This is a genomic window from Streptomyces sp. NPDC056486 (genome assembly GCF_042795295.1).
In the GTDB taxonomy this organism is placed as follows: Bacteria; Actinomycetota; Actinomycetes; order Streptomycetales; family Streptomycetaceae; genus Streptomyces.
This window is the reverse complement of record NZ_JBHTSF010000119.1, coordinates 1-19,178: the sequence shown is the minus strand read 5'-3', so window position 1 is coordinate 19,178 and position 19,178 is coordinate 1. Positions and strand designations below refer to the sequence as shown.

16 protein-coding genes and 1 tRNA gene are annotated in these 19,178 nt (G+C 69.4%); 7 read left to right on the top strand and 10 right to left on the bottom strand.

The features are described from left to right. Positions 1-65: 65 nt before the first annotated feature. On the bottom strand, positions 66-989 hold the full coding sequence (locus ACFQ7F_RS33590; RefSeq protein ID WP_383278853.1) for an aminoglycoside phosphotransferase family protein: 924 nt from the start codon (positions 987-989) through the stop codon (positions 66-68). Between ACFQ7F_RS33590 and ACFQ7F_RS33585 the strand changes: the two genes are divergently transcribed. Next, complete coding sequence (locus tag ACFQ7F_RS33585) at positions 988-1,683, top strand: rhomboid-like protein (protein ID WP_383278850.1); 696 nt, start codon at positions 988-990, stop codon at positions 1,681-1,683. The genes ACFQ7F_RS33590 and ACFQ7F_RS33585 overlap by 2 nt on opposite strands. On the opposite strand, the gene ACFQ7F_RS33580 is transcribed toward ACFQ7F_RS33585, so the two are convergent. Next, a complete protein-coding gene (locus ACFQ7F_RS33580; protein ID WP_383278847.1) occupies positions 1,661-2,431 on the bottom strand; it encodes a DsbA family protein in 771 nt (256 codons plus the stop codon). The genes ACFQ7F_RS33585 and ACFQ7F_RS33580 overlap by 23 nt on opposite strands. 143 nt (positions 2,432-2,574) lie before the next feature. On the opposite strand from ACFQ7F_RS33580, the gene ACFQ7F_RS33575 reads away from it, so the two are divergent. Further along, on the top strand, positions 2,575-3,969 hold the full coding sequence (locus tag ACFQ7F_RS33575; protein WP_383278844.1) for an NAD(P)/FAD-dependent oxidoreductase: 1,395 nt from the start codon (positions 2,575-2,577) through the stop codon (positions 3,967-3,969). A gap of 210 nt (positions 3,970-4,179) precedes the next feature. Further along, positions 4,180-7,326, top strand: coding sequence for a Tat pathway signal protein (locus ACFQ7F_RS33570; RefSeq protein WP_383278841.1), 3,147 nt, complete (start codon positions 4,180-4,182; stop codon positions 7,324-7,326). A 183-nt stretch (positions 7,327-7,509) separates the two neighbouring features. Here the strand turns inward: ACFQ7F_RS33570 and ACFQ7F_RS33565 are convergent. Further along, a tRNA-Thr gene (locus ACFQ7F_RS33565) sits at positions 7,510-7,583 on the bottom strand. Between the two features lie 503 nt (positions 7,584-8,086). Here ACFQ7F_RS33565 and ACFQ7F_RS33560 point away from each other — a divergent pair. The 3 genes from ACFQ7F_RS33560 (at position 8,087) to ACFQ7F_RS33550 (ending at position 10,689) form a co-directional block, all read left to right on the top strand. Beyond that, positions 8,087-9,223, top strand: a complete 1,137-nt coding sequence (locus ACFQ7F_RS33560) for an ABC transporter ATP-binding protein (RefSeq protein ID WP_383278838.1) — start codon at positions 8,087-8,089, stop codon at positions 9,221-9,223. A 249-nt stretch (positions 9,224-9,472) separates the two neighbouring features. Next, positions 9,473-9,931, top strand: coding sequence for a hypothetical protein (locus tag ACFQ7F_RS33555; RefSeq protein ID WP_383278835.1), 459 nt, complete (start codon positions 9,473-9,475; stop codon positions 9,929-9,931). A 26-nt stretch (positions 9,932-9,957) separates the two neighbouring features. Then, positions 9,958-10,689 carry an NDP-sugar synthase gene (locus tag ACFQ7F_RS33550; protein ID WP_383278832.1) on the top strand — a complete coding sequence of 244 codons (732 nt, stop codon included), beginning with the start codon at positions 9,958-9,960 and terminating at the stop codon, positions 10,687-10,689. Positions 10,690-10,758: 69 nt separating this feature from the next. Here the strand turns inward: ACFQ7F_RS33550 and ACFQ7F_RS33545 are convergent, their stop codons facing one another. From ACFQ7F_RS33545 to ACFQ7F_RS33515, 7 genes are all read right to left on the bottom strand, one after another. Beyond that, the gene (locus ACFQ7F_RS33545) at positions 10,759-12,411 is read right to left on the bottom strand and encodes a DoxX family protein (protein ID WP_383278829.1); all 1,653 of its coding nucleotides are present in this window, start codon (positions 12,409-12,411) and stop codon (positions 10,759-10,761) included. Positions 12,412-12,536: 125 nt separating this feature from the next. Continuing rightward, positions 12,537-13,499: a 23S rRNA (guanosine(2251)-2'-O)-methyltransferase RlmB gene (rlmB, locus tag ACFQ7F_RS33540; RefSeq protein ID WP_383278826.1), complete on the bottom strand. Its 963-nt coding sequence runs from the start codon at positions 13,497-13,499 to the stop codon at positions 12,537-12,539. A gap of 125 nt (positions 13,500-13,624) precedes the next feature. Beyond that, on the bottom strand, positions 13,625-15,025 hold the full coding sequence (gene cysS / locus ACFQ7F_RS33535; protein ID WP_383278823.1) for a cysteine--tRNA ligase: 1,401 nt from the start codon (positions 15,023-15,025) through the stop codon (positions 13,625-13,627). A 100-nt stretch (positions 15,026-15,125) separates the two neighbouring features. Further along, on the bottom strand, positions 15,126-15,530 hold the full coding sequence (locus ACFQ7F_RS33530; RefSeq protein ID WP_383278820.1) for a PPOX class F420-dependent oxidoreductase: 405 nt from the start codon (positions 15,528-15,530) through the stop codon (positions 15,126-15,128). Positions 15,531-15,669: 139 nt separating this feature from the next. Further along, on the bottom strand, positions 15,670-16,188 hold the full coding sequence (gene ispF / locus ACFQ7F_RS33525) for a 2-C-methyl-D-erythritol 2,4-cyclodiphosphate synthase (protein ID WP_383278817.1): 519 nt from the start codon (positions 16,186-16,188) through the stop codon (positions 15,670-15,672). Further along, the gene (ispD, locus tag ACFQ7F_RS33520) at positions 16,178-16,906 is read right to left on the bottom strand and encodes a 2-C-methyl-D-erythritol 4-phosphate cytidylyltransferase (RefSeq protein ID WP_383278814.1); all 729 of its coding nucleotides are present in this window, start codon (positions 16,904-16,906) and stop codon (positions 16,178-16,180) included. The genes ispF and ispD overlap by 11 nt, the downstream gene beginning before the upstream one ends. A gap of 319 nt (positions 16,907-17,225) precedes the next feature. Continuing rightward, entirely contained in the window at positions 17,226-17,708 is a 483-nt protein-coding gene (locus tag ACFQ7F_RS33515; protein WP_003953493.1) for a CarD family transcriptional regulator, read from the bottom strand. 641 nt (positions 17,709-18,349) lie between these two features. Here ACFQ7F_RS33515 and ACFQ7F_RS33510 point away from each other — a divergent pair. Continuing rightward, on the top strand, positions 18,350-19,120 hold the full coding sequence (locus tag ACFQ7F_RS33510) for a DUF461 domain-containing protein (RefSeq protein ID WP_383278811.1): 771 nt from the start codon (positions 18,350-18,352) through the stop codon (positions 19,118-19,120). The last annotated feature ends 58 nt before the right edge of the window (positions 19,121-19,178 follow it).

Genomic DNA, 19,178 nt, shown 5'->3' with positions numbered 1-19,178 from the left:
GGCAGGGCTGCAGGCCGAGCAGGGCTGCAGGCCGAGCAGGCCGAGCAGGTAAGCCGGGTAAGCCGTCAGCGTCCCAGCAGCAGCCGCGCGACCGCCAGGTCCTCCTCGTCGAGCGAGCGCCCGTCCTCGATCTCCCACAACGCGTTCTGCAGCACCCGCCCCAGCGTCCAGGCCTTCGCCCGCTCCCGGTCGAGCCCAAGCACCTCACTCATCGCGTCGAACCGCCACAGCACGTCATCGACGTCGAAACGGTTGTTGAGCGCGGGCCACAGGTCGAACCCGGGATCCCCGGCCAACGGCTTGGGGTCGATGGCGAGCCACGGCTCGCGCTCGGCGGCGAGGACGTTCTCGAAGTGCAGGTCCCAGTGCAGCAGCCGGTCACCGGGCTCCCCCATGACCTCTCGCACCGCGCCCCCGCACCGCTCCACGATCGCCCGCTCCACCGGATCGGAGATCGCCCTCAGCGCCCCCGGCAGATCGTCGACCATCTCCCCCGCGATGTCCCCGAGCCGCCGCATCCCCTCCGGCGCGGCCACCGCGGTGAGCCGCGCGAGCAGCTCGGCGATGACGAGCACGGCCTTCCGCGTGTCCGTCATCGTCGACAGCATCCGCCCCGAGTTCAGCCGTTCGAGCAGCATCGTGCCGGTGCCGTCGTCGTGATCCAGCAACCGCACGGCCCCGTCGCCGTCCCACACCCGAAGCCCGACGGGCTCCCCCTCGGTCTCCTCGTCGAGGAGCTGGAACTTCACCGCGGCGGGAGTGCCGTCCCGCCGCACCACGGGCAGCACGAGCGCGGCCATGCCGTGCATCGAAGGCCCGTCGACCGTCAACTCCCACCGCTCGACGAACTCCGCCACGCGCGCGGGCAGCGCCGCGATGAAGGCACGGCCCGGCTCCCCCGCGTACGCGTACTGCGACTCGATCAGCCCGTCCGGAATGCGAATGTCGATCACGCCCGCGACGCTACCGGCATGGGTGAATCGCGGCATGGGGATTATTCGGGCCACGAGAGCCGCGAGCGCCACGAGGGCCACGAGCGCCGCGATCCAGGCCGTCCGGAACTACATCCGCAGCGCCCCCGGCACGTACATCTGGCTCGCGATCCTCTTCGTCACCACAGTCGCGATGCACCACATGTCACCTGAGTTCGGACACGACTTCCTGCGCCAGCGCTCCACGAACATCCACGAACTGTCGCAGAACCCCGTCCGCGTCCTGGTCTCCAGCGCGTTCTGGATCGACGGCGGCGGCTGGCTCCCGTACGCCGTGCTCTACACCGTCTTCCACGCCACCGCCGAACACCGGCTCGGCACGGCGCGCTGGCTCGCGGTGGCCGCGGGCGCGCACGTCATGGCCACCCTCATCAGCGAAGGCGTCCTCGCGCTCGCGATCCACCACGGTGCCGCGCCTACGTCCTCGGTCAAGACCCTGGACGTGGGCGTGAGTTACGCGCTCGCGGGCGTGGTCGCGACCCTCACCTACTGGATCCCCTCGCCCTGGAGATACGCGTACCTCCTGATCGTCCTCGCCGTGTACGGCACCCCGCTGATCACCGGCAGGACCTTCACCGACCTGGGCCACTTCACATCGGTCCTGATCGGCCTCGCCTGCTACCCGCTGACACGAAGCGCCGTACGCCCGGCGCCGAAGAAACGGGCGGTCAGGAAATCCCGGACGCCTTGAGCTCCTTGGCGAACGTGTCCTGGTCGAACAGCGACTGGCTGTCCGCCTTCTTGCCGTCGATGACGACGGTGGGCGTGCCCTGCATACCGTCATCGGTGAAAGCCTGCATGGCCTCACCGACCCACTTCTTGTACGTCCCCTTCTGCACGGCCTTGTCGAACTCGGCGCCCCGAAGCCCCTCCACCTTGTCGGCGATCTTCAACAGGAAGGCGGGCGTGTACGCGTCCTCGGTCTCCTCCGCGGCCTGGTTGGCGAAGACCGCGGCGTGGAACTGCGGGAACTTGCCCGCATCGACCGAGGCCCGCAGCGCGTTCGCCGCGTTGACCGAACCGCTGCCGCCGAGGTTGTTGTCGAGGAACGAGGCGAGCGTGTACTCGACCTTCACCTTGCCCTCGGCCACCGGCTTCACCAGGGCCTGCGCACCGGAATCCTCGAACTTCTTGCAGATCGGGCAGCGCGCGTCCTCGTACAGCTTGACCGTGTGCCCGGCCTTCGGGTCGCCGACCGTGATCACGCCGCCCTTCACCGTGGCGGGCGTCTTCGCGAGCGCGTCGGTACCGGCCGGCGGCTCCTTCGCCTCGGCACCACCGGCGGACCCGGAATCGGCGGCAGACGCCGACGCGGAGTCCGACGGCTTGTCGTCGCCCCCGCCCGTGAGGTCATCGGGCCCACAGGCGGCTGCGCCCCCGGCGAGAAGTGCGGTGGCGGCCACCGCGGCGACGATGCGCCCGGCCTTGCGTACGGCCATCTGAACAGTCCTCCAGGATCAAGGCACATGACACTGAGCCACGCACCGGATCAACGTATCGGACCCCCCACCCCGAAACCGCACACCACGGCCCTCCCCAAAGCCCTCCCCAAAGCCCCCACCAGCGCAGTAACGTCCGGCCCATGAGCAGCACGATCAACGGCGGCATCTCGTACTGGTACGCGGACCACGGCACCCCGGCCCCCCGTGACCCCCTGCCGGGCGACGAGAGTGCCGACGTCTGCATAGTCGGCGGCGGCTACACGGGCCTGTGGACCGCGTACTACCTGAAGAAGGCCGCCCCCTTCCTCCGCATCACCGTCCTGGAACAGAAGTTCTGCGGCTACGGAGCCTCAGGCCGCAACGGCGGCTGGCTCTACAACGGCATCGCGGGCCGCGACCGCTACGCCCGCCTCCACGGCAAGGAAGCGGCGATCCGCCTCCAGGAGGCAATGAACGACACGGTCGACGAGGTGATCCGGACCGCCGCCGAAGAACAGATCGACGCGGACATCCACCACGGCGGCGTACTCGAAGTGGCGTACACACCAGCCCAGTTGGCGCGCCTCAAGGAATTCCACGCCACAGAACTCGCGTACGGCGAGAAGGACCGCACCCTGCAAGGCGCCCGCGAGACGGCCGACCGGATCCGCGTATCCGGCGCCGTCGGCTCCACCTGGACCCCGCACGGCGCGCGCCTCCACCCGGTGAAACTGGTGAAGGGCCTCGCGACGGCCGTCGAGGCACTCGGCGTGACGATCCACGAATCGACCCCGGTCACGGAGATCAAGCCGAAACACGCGATCACCCCGTACGGCACGGTCCGCGCCCCCTACATCCTGCGCTGCACGGAGGGCTTCACGGCCTCCCTCAAGGGCCAACGCCGCACCTGGCTCCCCATGAACTCCTCAATGATCGCGACGGAACCCCTGACGGCCGCCCAATGGGAGTCGATCGGCTGGGAGGGCCGCGAAACGCTCGGCGACATGGCGCACGCGTACATGTACGCCCAACGCACCGCGGACGGCCGCATCGCGCTGGGCGGCCGCGGAGTCCCCTACCGCTTCGGCTCGAAGACGGACAATGACGGCCGCACCCAGCCCGCCACGATCGAAGCCCTGCGCGAGATCCTGACCCGCTTCTTCCCCCAACTGGCCGGAGTACAGGTGGCCCACGCCTGGTCCGGCGTCCTCGGCGTCCCCCGCGACTGGTGCGCCACGGTCACCCTGGACCGCGCGACGGGCCTCGGCTGGGCGGGCGGCTACGTCGGCTCGGGCGTGGCCACCGCCAACCTCGCGGCCCGCACCCTGCGCGACCTGGTCCAACAGGACTCGGGCCAGGCAGGCCCCACGGACCTCACCACCCTCCCCTGGGTCAACCACAAGGTCCGCAAGTGGGAACCCGAACCGTTCCGCTGGCTCGGCGTCCACGGCATGTACGCGACGTACAACGCGGCCGACCGCCGCGAACTGACCACCCACACGGCGACTTCGTCCCGCATGGCCCAGTGGGCGGACAAGGTGGCAGGCCGCCACTGACCCACCTCAGCAGCCCCTCCAGCACGGGTTGTCACACCCTTGTGCCAAGATCACCCGATCATTCACTCAGCCTGGGGGGGCTCAATGCCTGAACCACGTCCTTCTGCGAGACCCGCAAGACGTACAAGACCCGCGAGACCCGATAGACCCGATAGACCCGCGGCTTCCGCCGCGCTCCTTCTCGCCCTGACCGCACTCCTTGCCCTGCTCGTGCCTTCCGCACTGCCGGCCACGGCCGCCCACGCCGCCGAACCGGACTGCGCACCGCTGGCCCTCGCGCCGTTCGGCGATCCGGGCGCCGCACTCGGCAAGACCACCGTCGCACCCGACGCGACGACCTGTTACACCTTCACCACCACCGAGACCGGCATCCACCTGGTCTCTTTCGACGACTCCAGCAACGAAGCACACACCGAGGTCTACAACGGCGACACCCGACTCGACTGCTACGACACCGAGTACAGGGTCGACGGCTGGTGCGACCTCTCCGAGACGGGCACCTACACCCTGAAGGTCGTCAACGACGGCTGGGAGGACGCCGACGTCGCGGTCACCGTCATACCACTCGGAAGCGACCGCGGCTGCGCCCCGAAGACCGGCACCGACTGGGACGAGCCGACACCGACGCGCACATCCACCGGCCCCGCCGAGATCGGCTGCCAGCCCTTCGACGCCGAGCCCGGCGACCGCATCCGGCTCACCCGCGGCACCAAGGCCTACGGCGAGTCCATCGCCTGGATCACCGACGCCACCGGCGCCCGGATCTGCCCCCGCTTCCCCGAGGACGGCGAAGACAGCTGCGTCCTGCCCGGCAAGGGCCCCTACCGCGCCCTCTCCCGCGTCACGTACGCCGAGAAGGGCTTCCCCGCCGAGTACGGGGTCACGGCACGCCGCCTGAACGATCCCCAGGGCTGCCCGTCCTCCCCGATCCGCCCCTACGGCCCGCTGACCGCACAGGACTTGACCACCACACCCTGCTTCACGGTCACCGCGGAGAAGGCGGGCAAGTACCGCCTCGACTCCGTCGACAAGGACGGCGAGACCGGCCCGGTCCGCGTACACGACCGCTCCGGCAAAACCGTCTGCCGCGACACCGAGCAGCCCTGCCGACTGCCCTCCGCGGGCACCTACACCGCCTTCCTCGACGGCTCGTCCCCCTTCCACGACACCTCGCGCGGTCTGATCGTCCTCGACCGGGGCTCCGACAGCGGCTGCGTGAAGAGTGAAATGGGCGCCCACAAGGGCGAGTTGAGTACGGCAGGACAGTACGACTGCCTGAACCTCCCCGCGCCCAAGGACTCCCGGATCGCGGCGCTCACCCCGCTGGGCACCTCCGGGGTCGACGCCGACGTGGAGGTCCTCGACAGCGAAGGCACCGAGCAGTGCGACGCGGAGAAGCTCGCCGCGGGCGACTGCGCACTCACCGGCGCCGCGCCCTACCGCGCCCTCGTCCACGCCGACGGCAGCCCCCGCACCGGCCCGTACACGGTCGCCGTCCACCGCACGGACGCGGCGAACGACTGCCCCGTCCTGCCCGCGGGCAGCTTCGCCGCCGACGGAGCCAAGGCCGCCTTCTCCACCGGGAACGGCGTCTTCTCCCGCTGCCTGACCATCCCGGCGGACGCACACACCTCGGCCGAGGCCCTGCAACTCGTCGCCACCTCCGGTGACGTACCCGCCAAGTTCTCCGTGCTCGACGCCACCGGCAAACGCGTCTGCGACCGCAGCGTCACCACCAACGGCTGGACGCTCTGCACGCTGACCCCGGGCAAGGCCCACACCGTCCTGGTCACCGGCCGCGACCAGGCGGCCGACTACACCCTGACGCGGCGCGACGTGACGTCGACGGCATCGTCCGCGGGCTGCGCGAAGACGGCGGCCGCGAAGGTCGGCGGGCCCTCCGTCAAGGGCACGTACGGCGCTCCCGGCTCCCTGCGCTGCCACCAGGTCACCACCGCGTCCGCCGACGACGTCCTGCACCTCGACGTACGGGACGCCCTCGGCACCGCCAACATCACCGTCCTGGGCGACGACGGCAAGACCGACTGCACCTCGCGCAACCGCGCCTGCGCGGCCACCGGAAGCACCACCCACCAAGTCCTCGTCCAGGTGCCGACCCACCTCAAGGCAGCGCCCGAGTACCGCCTCGACGCCCTGCGCATCGCCACCGCCGAAGGCCCTGCCGCCGAATGCGCCAAGGTCCCCTCGATCGCCTACGGCTACGGACCGATCACCGGCACCCTCGACGAGTCCCGCACCGCGGTGTGCGCAGCCCTGCCCACCTACTACGGCGATCACTTCGACGCCGAGATCACCGACACCACCGGCGCCGACACGACAGCGGTCCCCGCGCTCTACAACAGCTCATGGACCAACGGCTGCTCCCTGGCCGTGGGGGCGGGCTACCGCTGCGGCATCAACGAGTCGCCCTCGACCCCGCGCAAGCCCTCCGTCCTCGTCCTCGGCCTCCCGGAGAAGGCCTCCGGCACGTCGTACCGCGCCACGCTGAAGTGCTCTTCCGCGCGCTGCGGCGACGAGAAGGTCACCGCCACCGGCCTGACACCCACGACGGCCCCCGGCGACACCAAGCCCACGCTCACGGTGACGGGCACCGCCCTCCCCGCGGACGCCACGGTCCGGCTGTATCAGGCGGGCAAGACCCTCACAGCGAAAACGGACTCGGTGTCGGCCGACAACCGCACGCTGAAGGCGACGCTCGACCTGACGGGCATCCCCGCGGGCACCTGGAACGTCAGCGTGCTCGCGGGCGGCCGGGAGTTCGGGCAGGGCTCCTTCACCGTGACCGAGCCGAATCCGCGCAACACCACCGCCCCCAAGGTGACGGGAACGGCCGCGGTCGGCTCCAAGGTCACGGCCGACCCCGGAAGCTGGACGGCCACCCCCTCCTCATACACGTACCAATGGAGGGCGAACGGCGAGGCGATCACCGACGCCACGGCCTCGACGTACAAGATCCCAGCAGCGCACCTGAACAAGAAGCTGTCCGTCACGGTCACCGCCCACAAGGCGGGCCACGAGGACGCCACCGCGACATCCTCGACGGTCACGGTAGCCAAGGGCGCCGCGCCCAAGGCATCAGCGAAGCCGACGATCAGCGGCACCGCCAAGGTCGGCAAGACCCTCAAGGCCGCGAAGGGCACCTGGTCGCCCGCCCCGGGCTCGTACTCCTACCAGTGGTACGCAAACGGAACGAAGATCACCGGCGCGACCAAGACCACGCTGCCCCTGAAGTCCGCCCAGCGAGGCAAAAAGATCACAGTCAAGGTGACGGCCCACCGCACCGGCCACACCAACGGAACAGCAACAAGCAAGGCAACCGGAACGATCACGTCCTAGCCAGAATCACCACACCCCCGGAAACAACGAAGGCCCCAGGACACCTCTCCGGCGTCCTGGGGCCTTCGCCTGCTGCCCCGGAAGCTAGGTGTGCCGGAGGGTGAGGCAGGGGCCGCTGGTCGGACGAGGGCACCTCGGGACGTGAAGAAGCCCAGGTCAATATCTCTCTGACCTGGGCTTTCGAGCCCCCTGTCGGAATCGAACCGACGACCTGATCATTACAAGTGAACCGCTCTGGCCAACTGAGCTAAGGGGGCATCGCTCACAGCGCAAGACCACGCCCGAGGCGCTCCCACTGTACACAGCGCATATTTCTCGAAGCGACAGAGTTAGCCTCCACCTCGCCGATCAGGTCCGCTGGCCGCGTAGGTGCGGCTGGTGCGGTACGGACCGACGGGCCGTCGGCCGGAATGCCTGTGGAGCTCGTGTAAGACCGTGCGCGACGGCGGGGCAGCCCGTTGTCCGTCGGCTGTGGGCCGTGAAGCAGGAAGCCTTGAGATGAGGTCGGAAATCACGTGTTCTGCCCCCTCTCTCAAAGCAGAGCCAAAAGTTCGTTGCTCTGCCTCGTTCAAGACACGGGCCGAAAGGCAACCGCTCTGCCCTCGTCGAAAATTTCCTCGAAGGTCGCAGCTCCCCGGCTACTGACAGACGTATGACCTCCGGGGTACGGTCACGAGCAGTTCACCCAGGTGGACTACACCACTCCTCTCTTTACAACGGATCGTCCGGCACGTTCCTGCCGGTGAAGGGGGCCCTCACCATGGCCACTGTTTCGTTCGACAAGGCGACCCGCATCTACCCGGGTGGCGACAAGCCCGCCGTCGATCAGCTTGAGCTCGATGTCGCGGACGGCGAATTCCTCGTACTCGTCGGTCCTTCCGGCTGTGGCAAGTCCACCTCGCTCCGCATGCTCGCGGGGCTCGAGGACGTGAACGCCGGCGCCATCCGCATCGGTGACCGCGACGTCACGCACCTGCCGCCCAAGGACCGGGACATCGCCATGGTGTTCCAGAACTACGCGCTCTACCCGCACATGACCGTCGCCGACAACATGGGCTTCGCCCTGAAGATCGCCGGCGTGAACAAGGCCGAGATCCGCCAGAAGGTCGAGGACGCGGCGAAGATCCTCGACCTCACGGACTACCTGGCCCGCAAGCCGAAGGCCCTCTCCGGTGGTCAGCGCCAGCGTGTCGCCATGGGTCGTGCCATCGTGCGTGAGCCCCAGGTCTTCCTCATGGACGAGCCGCTTTCGAACCTCGACGCCAAGCTGCGTGTCTCGACGCGTACGCAGATCGCCAGCCTTCAGCGGCGCCTCGGCATCACCACCGTGTACGTCACCCACGACCAGGTCGAGGCCATGACGATGGGCGACCGCGTGGCCGTCCTGAAGGACGGTCTGCTCCAGCAGGTCGACTCGCCGCGCAACATGTACGACCGCCCCAACAACCTCTTCGTCGCGGGCTTCATCGGCTCCCCCGCCATGAACCTCGTCGAGGTCCCGATCACCGACGGCGGCGTGAAGTTCGGCAACTCCGTCGTGCCGGTCAACCGCGAGGCGCTGTCCGCCGCGGCCGACAAGGGCGACCGCACGGTCACGGTCGGCGTCCGTCCGGAGCACTTCGACATCGTCGAGCAGGACGGTTCCACCGCGAAGTCCCTCACCAAGGAGACCGAGGACGCCCCGGCGGGCCTCGCCGTCTCGGTGAACGTCGTCGAGGAGCTCGGCGCCGACGGCTACGTCTACGGCTCCGCCGAGGTCGGCGGCGAGCACAAGGACCTCGTGGTCCGCGTGAACGGCCGCAAGGTCCCGGAGAAGGGCACGCAGCTGCACGTCGTGCCGCGCCCGGGCGAGATCCACGTGTTCTCGACGTCGACGGGTGAGCGCCTCACCGACTGACGAGACGCCTGACGGGACGCCTGACGGGACGGCTGCCGAGACGGCTGACGGACGGCTCACCAGCATGCGAAGGGCCCCGCACCTCGGTGCGGGGCCCTTCGCGTGCGCCCACGTTGTCGACAAATACCCCGGCACACCGGTCATTTCGCTCCGCCCCCGTCAACACCGCTCCAGAAAAACCTCATTCTCCGTCGCTCGACCGAGTGACTAAATGTCGCCAAATCATCACCGACCGCTACGCTCACTCGCGTGACGCACTCCGCCAACTACACCCAGAAGCCGCGCCGAGCCCATCGAGGCCCCGCCCGTCGCATCGGCCGCACGCTCGCCCTCGTCCTGCCCGTGATGCTGGTGCTCTCCGGGACCCTCGCGGTCACCAGCGTCAACTGGTCCGGGAACTCCTCGGATTCGATGCTCACCGCATCCGCCGATGATCTTTCCGTACCGGCCAAGTCCCGCGCCCCGCAGGATCTCCTGCGCGACCGGCTCCTCCTGGAACTCCAGGAGAGGAACCCGGGTGTGGCGCTCACCCACCTCCAGCAGGAGGTGAACCGCCATCCGTCCCTCGCCAGGCACTGCGTCTCCATCGCCCGTGCCCTCGGCCGCGCAGCCGCCCAGAAGTACGGACCGACCCGTGCCCAGAGGTATTCGCGTCCGGTCTGCGACACATCCTTCGCAACGGGCGTCGCCGCCCATCAGAACGGCTGATCGGGGCGGCACGTAGGGTTTCCGGCATGACCGGCGACCCCAACGCTCACCAGCCCACGCAGGCCGTCGTCCTGGCCGGCGGCCAGGGCTCGCGCCTCCGTCCGTACACCGATGACCGGCCCAAGCCGATGGTCGAGATCCCTGGCACAGGGACCCCGATCATCGGCCATCAGCTTTCCTGGCTGGCCGCCGAGGGAGTGACGGACGCGGTCGTTTCCTGCGGCCACCTCGCCGAAGTGCTCCAGGAGTGGCTGGAGTCGGCCGATCTCCCCCTGAACGTCACCACGGTGGTCGAGAACGAGCCCCTGGGACGCGGCGGCGGCCTCAAGTACGCCGCCCGCCACCTCCCGCACGCGGACCGCCCCTGGTACGCGACGAACGGCGACATCTGGACCCGCTTCTCGCTGCGCGACATGGCGGCCTTCCACGCCGAGCGCGACGCCACCGCGACCCTCGCCCTGGCCCGGCCCCGCATCCCGTGGGGCGCCGTCGAGACGGACGCGTTCGGCCACATCACGGACTTCATCGAGTCCCCGCCGTCCCCGTATCTGATCAACGCGGGTGTGTACGTCTTCTCCTCGGCCTTCGCGGCGCTCCTCCCTGACCGCGGTGACCATGAGCGCACCACGTTCCCGCGCCTGGCCCGTGAGAAGAGCCTGGCGGGCTTCCCGCTGCCGCAGGGCGCCTACTGGCGCGCGATCGACACGGCCAAGGACCTGACGGAAGCGGCCAAGGAGCTCGCGGCACAGACCGGTTGAGGGTTCCCTCGTCTCATACGCCGATGGGCCCCGCACAGAGTTTCTGTGCGGGGCCCATTCCTCGTACGCTCAGCCGCCCCCGAGCAGCCCTCCCACGAGGCGGCTGTTGCCGCCCGTGCTGCCGCCGCTGCCGCCGCCCGTGCCGCCCTCGGGCGCACCGCCGCCGCTGCTGCCGCCGCTGGACGTGGGTCCTGCGGTGGCCGAGGCCGGAGGCTGCTGGGGAGACGACTGCTGGGGTGGGGCCTGACCGGTGCCCTGCGTCTGGCTGGGCTGCTGCCCCTGGCTGGTGCCCGCGGTGGTGGTCTCGGGTGCCGCGCCCGGGGTGGCCGCGCCTGCCGCGCCCTGCGTGGGGCTCGCGGAACTGCCCTGGGTCGGCGCCTGGGACCCGGAGGTCGTGGGGCTCTGCGACTGGCCCTGGCGGTGCCGCTGCTTGCCCGGCTCCTGCGGGAGCGGTGAGCCCGGCAGTTCGTTGCGCGGGGCCTCGCCGGGTCCCGGCACGGTCACGCGGTCGGCGTCCCGCACGGCGCCGCCGAGCATCGAGCCGATCAGCAGCGTGCACCCGATGACGAACGCTCCGACGAGGCCGCCGCGCCGCAGCACACGGCGCCGCAGCTCCCAGATGTCCACGCGCGGACCGAGCCTGCGCCAGGCCTCGCCCGCGAGACGTCCGTCGACGGAGTAGACGGGCGCGCCCGCGATGATGAGCGGCGACCATGCGGCCAGATAGATGATGTCCGGCGCGTCGTAGGCGGGGACGGTCTTCCAGCTGACGGTGACGAGGAGCGCGGCGGAGAGGAGCACGCCGATACCGGCCGCGACCCGCTGCCAGAGCCCGAGCACCGTGAGTACGCCGACGATGATCTGCAGGAAGGCGATGCAGAGTCCCGCGCCCACCGGGTGCGAGAGGGCGAAGTCCCGCAGCGGCTCGGCGAGCGTCCAGGGGTGCAGCGAGTTGAGCCACTTGACCATGGAGCCGCGGTCGCCGCCGTCGAAGTACACGGGGTCGCAGAGCTTGCCCATGCCGGCGTAGATGGAGATGAACCCGAGGAAGACGCGCATCGGAAGCAGCACGACGCCGAGGTTCATGCGGCGGCCGGGGTAATAGGCGTGCCGCACGGGATCGGCCCCGTGCCGCCGTACGCCCTGGCCGGTGCCTTCGCCGTCTTCGTCATCCTCGTCGTCGAACTCGTCGTCCCTGTAGGGAAGTTGTTCGTCGAGGTCGCTCTCCGTCACCGGCATGCGCGGAATGAGCCGGTCGGAGTCGGAGTGACGAGGACCGATGACGGCAGGCGTGGCCTGCGTGCTCTCAAGATCGTCGTCGTCGATGCGGGGGATGACCTGCGTGGCGCCGGCGTCGTCGTAGGAGATGCCCCCTACTTCGGCCGAATGGCGCACGCCGGTGCCGCGCACCGCCTGCAGCAGTCCGGTGGCTCCGGGATCGCCCGGTTCGGACTTCCCGCTCCAGACGACGGGCGAGCGGCGCCGCACGGCGGAGCCGGCCGCAGGGATGTGCATGGTGTCATCGGCATTGCTCAAGTGCCGTGCGATACGCGGGGATTGGGTCCGCTGCGCGGTGGGGAGCTGCACGCGGAAGCTCGCGTGATTCACGATGACCTGCGCCGGGTCGCTCGGCACTTTCACCATGCTCAGCGCGGGAGCTTCGTCGAACCCTGACGAGCTTCCCCCCGTGGGATTGCGGGGCGTTCTGGTGTCCACACTCATCTAACCGAGTGATGTGTGTTTAGGACACTGCCTTGACCATGCGGAAATGTCCGGACCGCGTCAAGATCTTCGCCGGGCGTCGGCCGCCCCGTAAAATCCGGGCCGGCCGACACTCCGGGTCAGGTCTAACTCCGGCGCCGGGACGCCTCGTAGAGCACGACTCCCGCGGCCACACCGGCGTTCAGGGACTCGGTGCCGCCCGGCATGGGGATCCGCACGCGGTAGTCGCAGGTCTCGCCGACCAGGCGCGAGAGTCCCTTGCCCTCGCTGCCGATGACGATGACCACGGGACCGGAGAGCGCCGCGAGGTCGCCGACCTCGTGGTCACCGTCCGCCGCGAGCCCGACGATCGCGAGACCGGCCTTCTTGTAGGCCTCAAGGACCCGGGTCAGGTTCGTGGCCCGGGCCACGGGCGTGCGGGCAGCGGCACCGGCGGCCGTCTTCCAGGCGCCGGCGGTCATCCCGGCGGCACGCCGCTCGGGGACGACGACGCCGTGCCCGCCGAAGGCGGACGCGGAACGCACCACGGCACCGAGGTTCCGCGGGTCCGTCACGCCGTCGAGGGCGACGATCAGCGGGTCCTCACCCTGGTCGTACGCGGCGGCCGCGAGCTCCTCGGGGTGCGCGTACTCGTAGGGCGGCACCTGGAGCACGAGGCCCTGGTGGTTGAGCCCGTTGGTCATGCGGTCGAGCTCGGGGCGGGGCGCCTCCATGAGGTGGATGCCGCCGCGCTCACCGGCGAGCTGCAGCGCCTCGCGCACGCGCTCGTCGTTGTCGATGAACTGCTGGACGTAGAGCATCGAGGCGGGCACGCCCTCGCGCAGCGCCTCGACGACCGAGTTGCGGCCGACGACCATCTCGGACGTGCCCTTGCCGCGGCCCTTCACGGAACCGGGACGCCGGCTGCCACCGCCACCGGAGCCGGTGGCCTTCTTGGCCATGGCGTTGGTGATGCGGTTCTTCTTGTGTCCCTTGCGCGCCTCGGCGGGCGGCGTCGGACCCTTGCCCTCAAGGCCGCGGCGCCGATTCCCACCGCTGCCGACCTGCGCGCCCTTCTTGCCGGACATGCGGCGGTTGTTAGCGGCCATGACCTACCTGTCTCTGTGATGCGTGCGCCTGCCTTCGTACGGCGTGACGGCGCACTGCGTGAACTGCGTACGTATATGAAGTGTGCCGCCCGGGTCGCCGGGCGGCACATTGCCAGGTCAGACGCTCAGCGCGGGCCGAGAGTCCACCGCGGGCCTGTCGGGCTGTCCTCGATGACGAGGCCGGACTGGTTGAGCTGGTCGCGGATGGCGTCGGCGGCGGCCCAGTCCTTGCGGCCACGCGCAGCCTCCCGCTGCTGGAGCACGAGGCGGACAAGGGTGTCGACGACCCCGTGGAGGTCCTCGCCGCGGTCGCCCTCACCGGCCCAGTGCGGGTCGAGCGGGTCGAGGCCGAGCACGCCCAGCATGGCCCGCACCTCGGCGAGCCGCTCCACCGCGGCTTCCTTGTCGTCGGCCGCCAGGGCGGAATTTCCCTGTCGGACCGTCGTGTGGACGATGGCGAGCGCCTGCGGGACGCCCAGGTCGTCGTCCATCGCGTCGGCGAAGGCGGGCGGCAGCTCGGCCGCGGGCTCCACCACGCCCCCGGCCTTCTCCACCACGCGCTGCACGAAGCCCTCGATCCGCGCGAACGCGGACTCCGCCTCGCGCAGGGCCTCCTCGCTGTACTCGATCATCGAGCGGTAGTGCGGGGTGCCCAGGTAGTAGCGCAGGACGATCGGGCGCCACTTCTTGACCATCTCGGAGACGAGGACGGAGTTGCCGAGCGACTTGGACATCTTCTCGCCGCTCATGGTGACCCAGCCGTTGTGCACCCAGTACCGCGCGAACGCGTCACCGAAGCCCTTGGCCTGCGCGATCTCGTTCTCGTGGTGCGGGAAGATCAGGTCGATGCCGCCGCCGTGGATGTCGAACTCGCGGCCCAGGTACTTGTGGGCCATCGCCGAGCACTCCAGGTGCCAGCCGGGACGGCCGCGGCCCCAGGGGGTCTCCCAGCTGGGCTCCCCCTCCTTGGCGGTCTTCCACATGGCGAAGTCACGCGGGTCGCGTTTGCCGGTCTCGCCATCGCCGGACGGCTGGAGCAGGTTGTCCAGTTCCTGGTTGGACAGCTCCAGATAGCCCGGGAAGGACTTCACGTCGAAGTAGACGTTGCCGTCGGACTCGTAGGCGTGGCCGCGCTCGATCAGGCCGCGCATCATCTCGACCATCTCGGTCACGTGCCCGGTGGCGCGCGGCTCGTACGTGGGCGGCAGGCAGCCGAGCACGTCGTAGCCGTCGTTGAAGGCCCGCTCGTTCTCGTACCCGATCGACCACCACGGGCGGCCCTGCTCGGCCGACTTCCGGATGATCTTGTCGTCGATGTCCGTGACGTTGCGGATGAAGGTGACCTCATAGCCGCGGTAGTCGAACCAGCGGCGCATGATGTCGAAGTTCAGGCCCGAGCGGATGTGCCCGATGTGCGGGGCCGCCTGCACCGTCGCGCCACACAGGTAGATCGAGACACAGCCGTCGATGAGGGGGCTGAAGTCTCGGATCTGCCGGGCGCTGGTGTCGTACAGGCGAATCGTCACCACTCCAGGGTAGTGGTCGCAGGACAGTGCCCTGCGACCTCTGGGGGCAACAGGGCACGGAACTGTGACATGCGGGGGTACGGAAGGGCCCGGAAGGGCCTCAGAGGCGGCCGACGACCTTGCGCGCGGTGACGCGGACGACGACGCGGGCGTCGTCGTCGGCCGAGGACGGGTTGAACTCGGCGTACTTCAGGCCGGTGTACTTCAGTGCCAGCTCGTCGATGAGGTCCTGGCCGCCTTCGGTGGTCATCGTCGCCTCGCCGCGGATCTCGGCGTACGTGTACGGCGCGTCGAAGGGCTGGAGGAGCACCGTCACGCGCGGGTCGCGGCGCAGGTTCTTCTCCTTGCGGCGGCCGATCGTGGTGGAGAAGAGCAGATCGTCGCCGTCACGCTTCACCCAGACCGGTGAGACCTGGGGGCTGCCGTCGGGCTGGATGGTGGCCACGCTGACGAAGACGGGGGTGTCGAGAAGGGCCTTGAGCTTGTCGGACAGTTCGGCGGCCATGGTGGGTGCCTCTCTCTCGTACGTCGGTGGATGACATCGGGCTGCTCCGGGGGTGCGTTCCCGATACTGCTCCAACACAGCCTGCCGCAGCGGCATTTCACCCGTTTCCGGTATGCCGGTCAGTCCGTTCGTACGCCGGTCAGTCCGTCCGTACGTCCGTCCGTACGACCAGTGCCGTGGCGATCGCGGCGAGGCCTTCGGCGCGTCCTGTGAGGCCGAGCCCGTCCGTCGTCGTGCCGGACACGGCGACCGGGGCGCCCGCCGCCGCGCTCAGCGTCTTCTGCGCCTCGTCGCGCCGCTTGCCGACCTTGGGGCGTACGCCGATGACCTGGACGGCGATGTTGCCGATCTCGAAGCCTTCGGCGCGTACGATCCTGGCCGCCTCGGCGAGCAGCGTCACACCGGACGCGCCGGACCACTCGGGCCTGCTGGTGCCGAAGTGCGCGCCGAGGTCGCCGATGCCGGCCGCGGAGAACAGGGCGTCGCAGGCGGCGTGCGCGGCGACGTCGCCGTCGGAGTGCCCGGCGAGGCCCGCGCTCTCGTCCTCCCAGAGGAGCCCGGCGCACCACAGCTCGCGCCCTTCCTCGAAGGCGTGCACGTCGGTGCCGATGCCGACCTGCGGGAGCGGGATCCGCTGCGGCTGGTCCTCAGAAGCCATCGTTGGCCCTCCTGCGGGCGAGTACGGCCTCGGCCAGGACGAGGTCGAGGGGCCGCGTCACCTTGAAGGCCTCTTCGTGGCCGGGCACGACGACGACCTGGAGGCCGAGCTGCTCGACCATGCTGGCGTCGTCCGTGACGTTGTCGGTGACGGTCGCGTGGGCGCGGATCAGGGTGTCGCGGTCGAAGCCCTGCGGGGTCTGCACGGCGCGCAGGCGGGCCCGCTCGGGCGTGGCCACCACGGGCTCGGGCTCGCCCGCCTCACCCGGCTCGACCTGCTTGACGGTGTCGGTGAGGGGCAGCGCGGGGACGACGGCGGGCGCACCGTCGCGTACGGCCTCGATGACGCCGTCGACGGTGTCGACTGGCACGAGGGGGCGGGCCGCGTCGTGCACGAGGACGATGTCGATGCCCTCCGGCAGGGCGTCGAGGCCGAGCCTGACGGATTCCTGGCGGGTTTCGCCGCCGGGGACCACCAGGAAGTCGGTGCGCTCGGGCAGCGAATGATCGGCGAGGAGGGACTTGACCTCGGCTGCGCCTTCCGGCGGGGCCACGACGACGACGAGCGAGACGGCGCGGGAGGCGGCCATGGCCCGTACGGCATGGATGAGCATCGGGGTGCCGTTCAGCGCGCGGAGCGCTTTGGGGGCGCCCGGGCCGAGCCGTACGCCGCGTCCGGCGGCGGGGATCACGACCGCGGTGCGGGATTCCTCAGACATCGCTTCCGTTCAGGTTTGTGTGCTCGGGCGAGGTGGGTATGGCCACAGCGACGCCGGGCGCGAGCCCTTGACCGGACCCTTCCGTGACATCTGGTCGACAGCTGCCCGAGCCCGGCGCGCACGCCAAAGAACACCAGCAGAACCAGAAGAACCAGAAGCACAGGGAAAACCGAGTACGACGCGAGCACGACGTTTAAGAATTCAAGGACCGCGTCTGGGTACGAACATGCCGCAGCGCCCGGCGACACCATTGAGGGTCAGCGGGCACCGCGGCATTCATGACGCCAGGACATATGCGTACGCGTATGTCAGGACGCGATCAGGACGCGAGAACCTCGTCAAGCAGGGCCTCGGCCTTGTCCTCGTTCGTGTTCTCCGCGAGGGCGAGCTCGCTCACCAGGATCTGGCGAGCCTTGGCGAGCATGCGCTTCTCACCCGCGGAGAGTCCGCGCTCACGCTCACGACGCCACAGGTCACGCACGACTTCCGCGACCTTGATGACATCGCCCGAAGCGAGTTTCTCGAGATTTGCCTTGTAGCGACGGGACCAGTTCGTCGGCTCTTCGGCGTACGGCGCGCGCAGTACTTCGAAGACCCGGTCGAGCCCGTCCTGACCAACCACATCACGTACGCCGACGAACTCCGCATTGTCCGCAGGCACACGTACCGTCAAGTCGCCCTGAGCGACCTTCAGCACCAAGTAGGTCTTGTCCACGCCTTTGATCTGGCGAGTCTCAATGGCCTCGATCAGCGCGGCCCCGTGATGGGGATAGACCACGGTGTCGCCAACCTTGAACGTCATGTGACAGGTACCCCTTCCGTGGCTATCCATCCTAACACGAGAACCGCCTCTTCTGAATGGCGTTTTCGCAGGTCAGGGCGCATCTCGGGGCTTGACAACTGCAACAGGAACGTGCTGCGAAGGGCTTCCGGAGCGAGGTATTCGCAGGTGGGAGCGGCTCTCCGGGGAAGCAGAAACGCGCCCGTTACACGCCCTCCGAGAGCGCTCCAGGAGGCTGAACGTCCCGTTTTGCCGGGTTCAAGACGGTGAACTTTCGCTACTCCGTTCGGCGACAGGAGATGCGTGCGACCCCGCCTTCGACGTAAATCCGGAATTGATCAAGATCCCTCGGTGATCAATTTCCCGGACTTCCCCGGACCGCCATGCATTCCTTACCGGAAATCCGCAGGACAGGTCCCCCTGACTCTTGACGGCGCTTATGTGAATGGCGGACGAGAGGCCAATGGCGCAGGGGTGACGGCAGTGGCAGGTGGGGCGGAACATGGCGCGACACGAGTGGCCGGGGAGAGGCTCAAGGTCCGTAGGGGCGGGTCGGGTGCGGTGGCGCGGGAACGGCTCGGTAACCTAAGGCCGCTGACACACCCTTAGGGCGGCTTTACGGCCGTCCGTCTCCCGTCCTCGTTCAAGGAGTTGCCGCCGCCGTGAGCCGCAGCCTTCGACGTGGCGCCATCGCCGCCACTGCCATCGCGTTCTCGCTCGCGTCGCTCGCCGCGTGCGGCGCCGGTAACAACGCCCAGACGCACGAGATCAAGCCGGACAACGCCGCGACCGCCGTCGGCGACATCAAGATCCAGAACGCCATGGTGATCACCCAGCCCGACCTGAAGTCCACGGGTCCCGCGGTGGTCGCCGCCACGGTCTTCAACAACGGCCGTACCGACCAGACCCTGGACGAGATCACGGTCACCGGTACCGGCAAGAAGGCCAAGATCACGCCGGGCAAGGACGACAAGACCTCCAAGAAGGGTGGTCCGCTGACCATCCCCGCCGGCGGTTCCGTCGTGATCGGCGGCAAGGACAACGCCTCCGCCGTCCTGCCCAGCAGCCGCGAGGCCGTCAAGGACGGCAACGCGCAGCCGGTCGTCTTCGCCTTCAGCAAGACCGGTGACGTGAAGATGCAGACCTTCGTCGTGCCGGCGGAGAGCTACTTCAAGAAGTGGGGCCCGTCCGAGGTCCCCGAGGCTCCGGACGCGAAGCCGTCGGGGAAGCCGACCGGAGTGGCGAGCGGTGAGCCCGCCGACGGCGCCTCCAACGACGCGACTGAGGGTGCGACCGAGGGCGCTGCCGAGCGTGGCGCCGCCAACCCCTCGAACAAGCCGTCGGGCAACGCATCCGGCGCGGCGGGCACGGATTCGTCCGGCGCCGGCTCGCAGGACGCGGGAACGACCGCGGGCGCGGGCACCGAGCACTGACGCGATGCGCGTCGCGTACTGAGACGCAGAGATGGAGGGGCGGGAACCCGGTACCGGG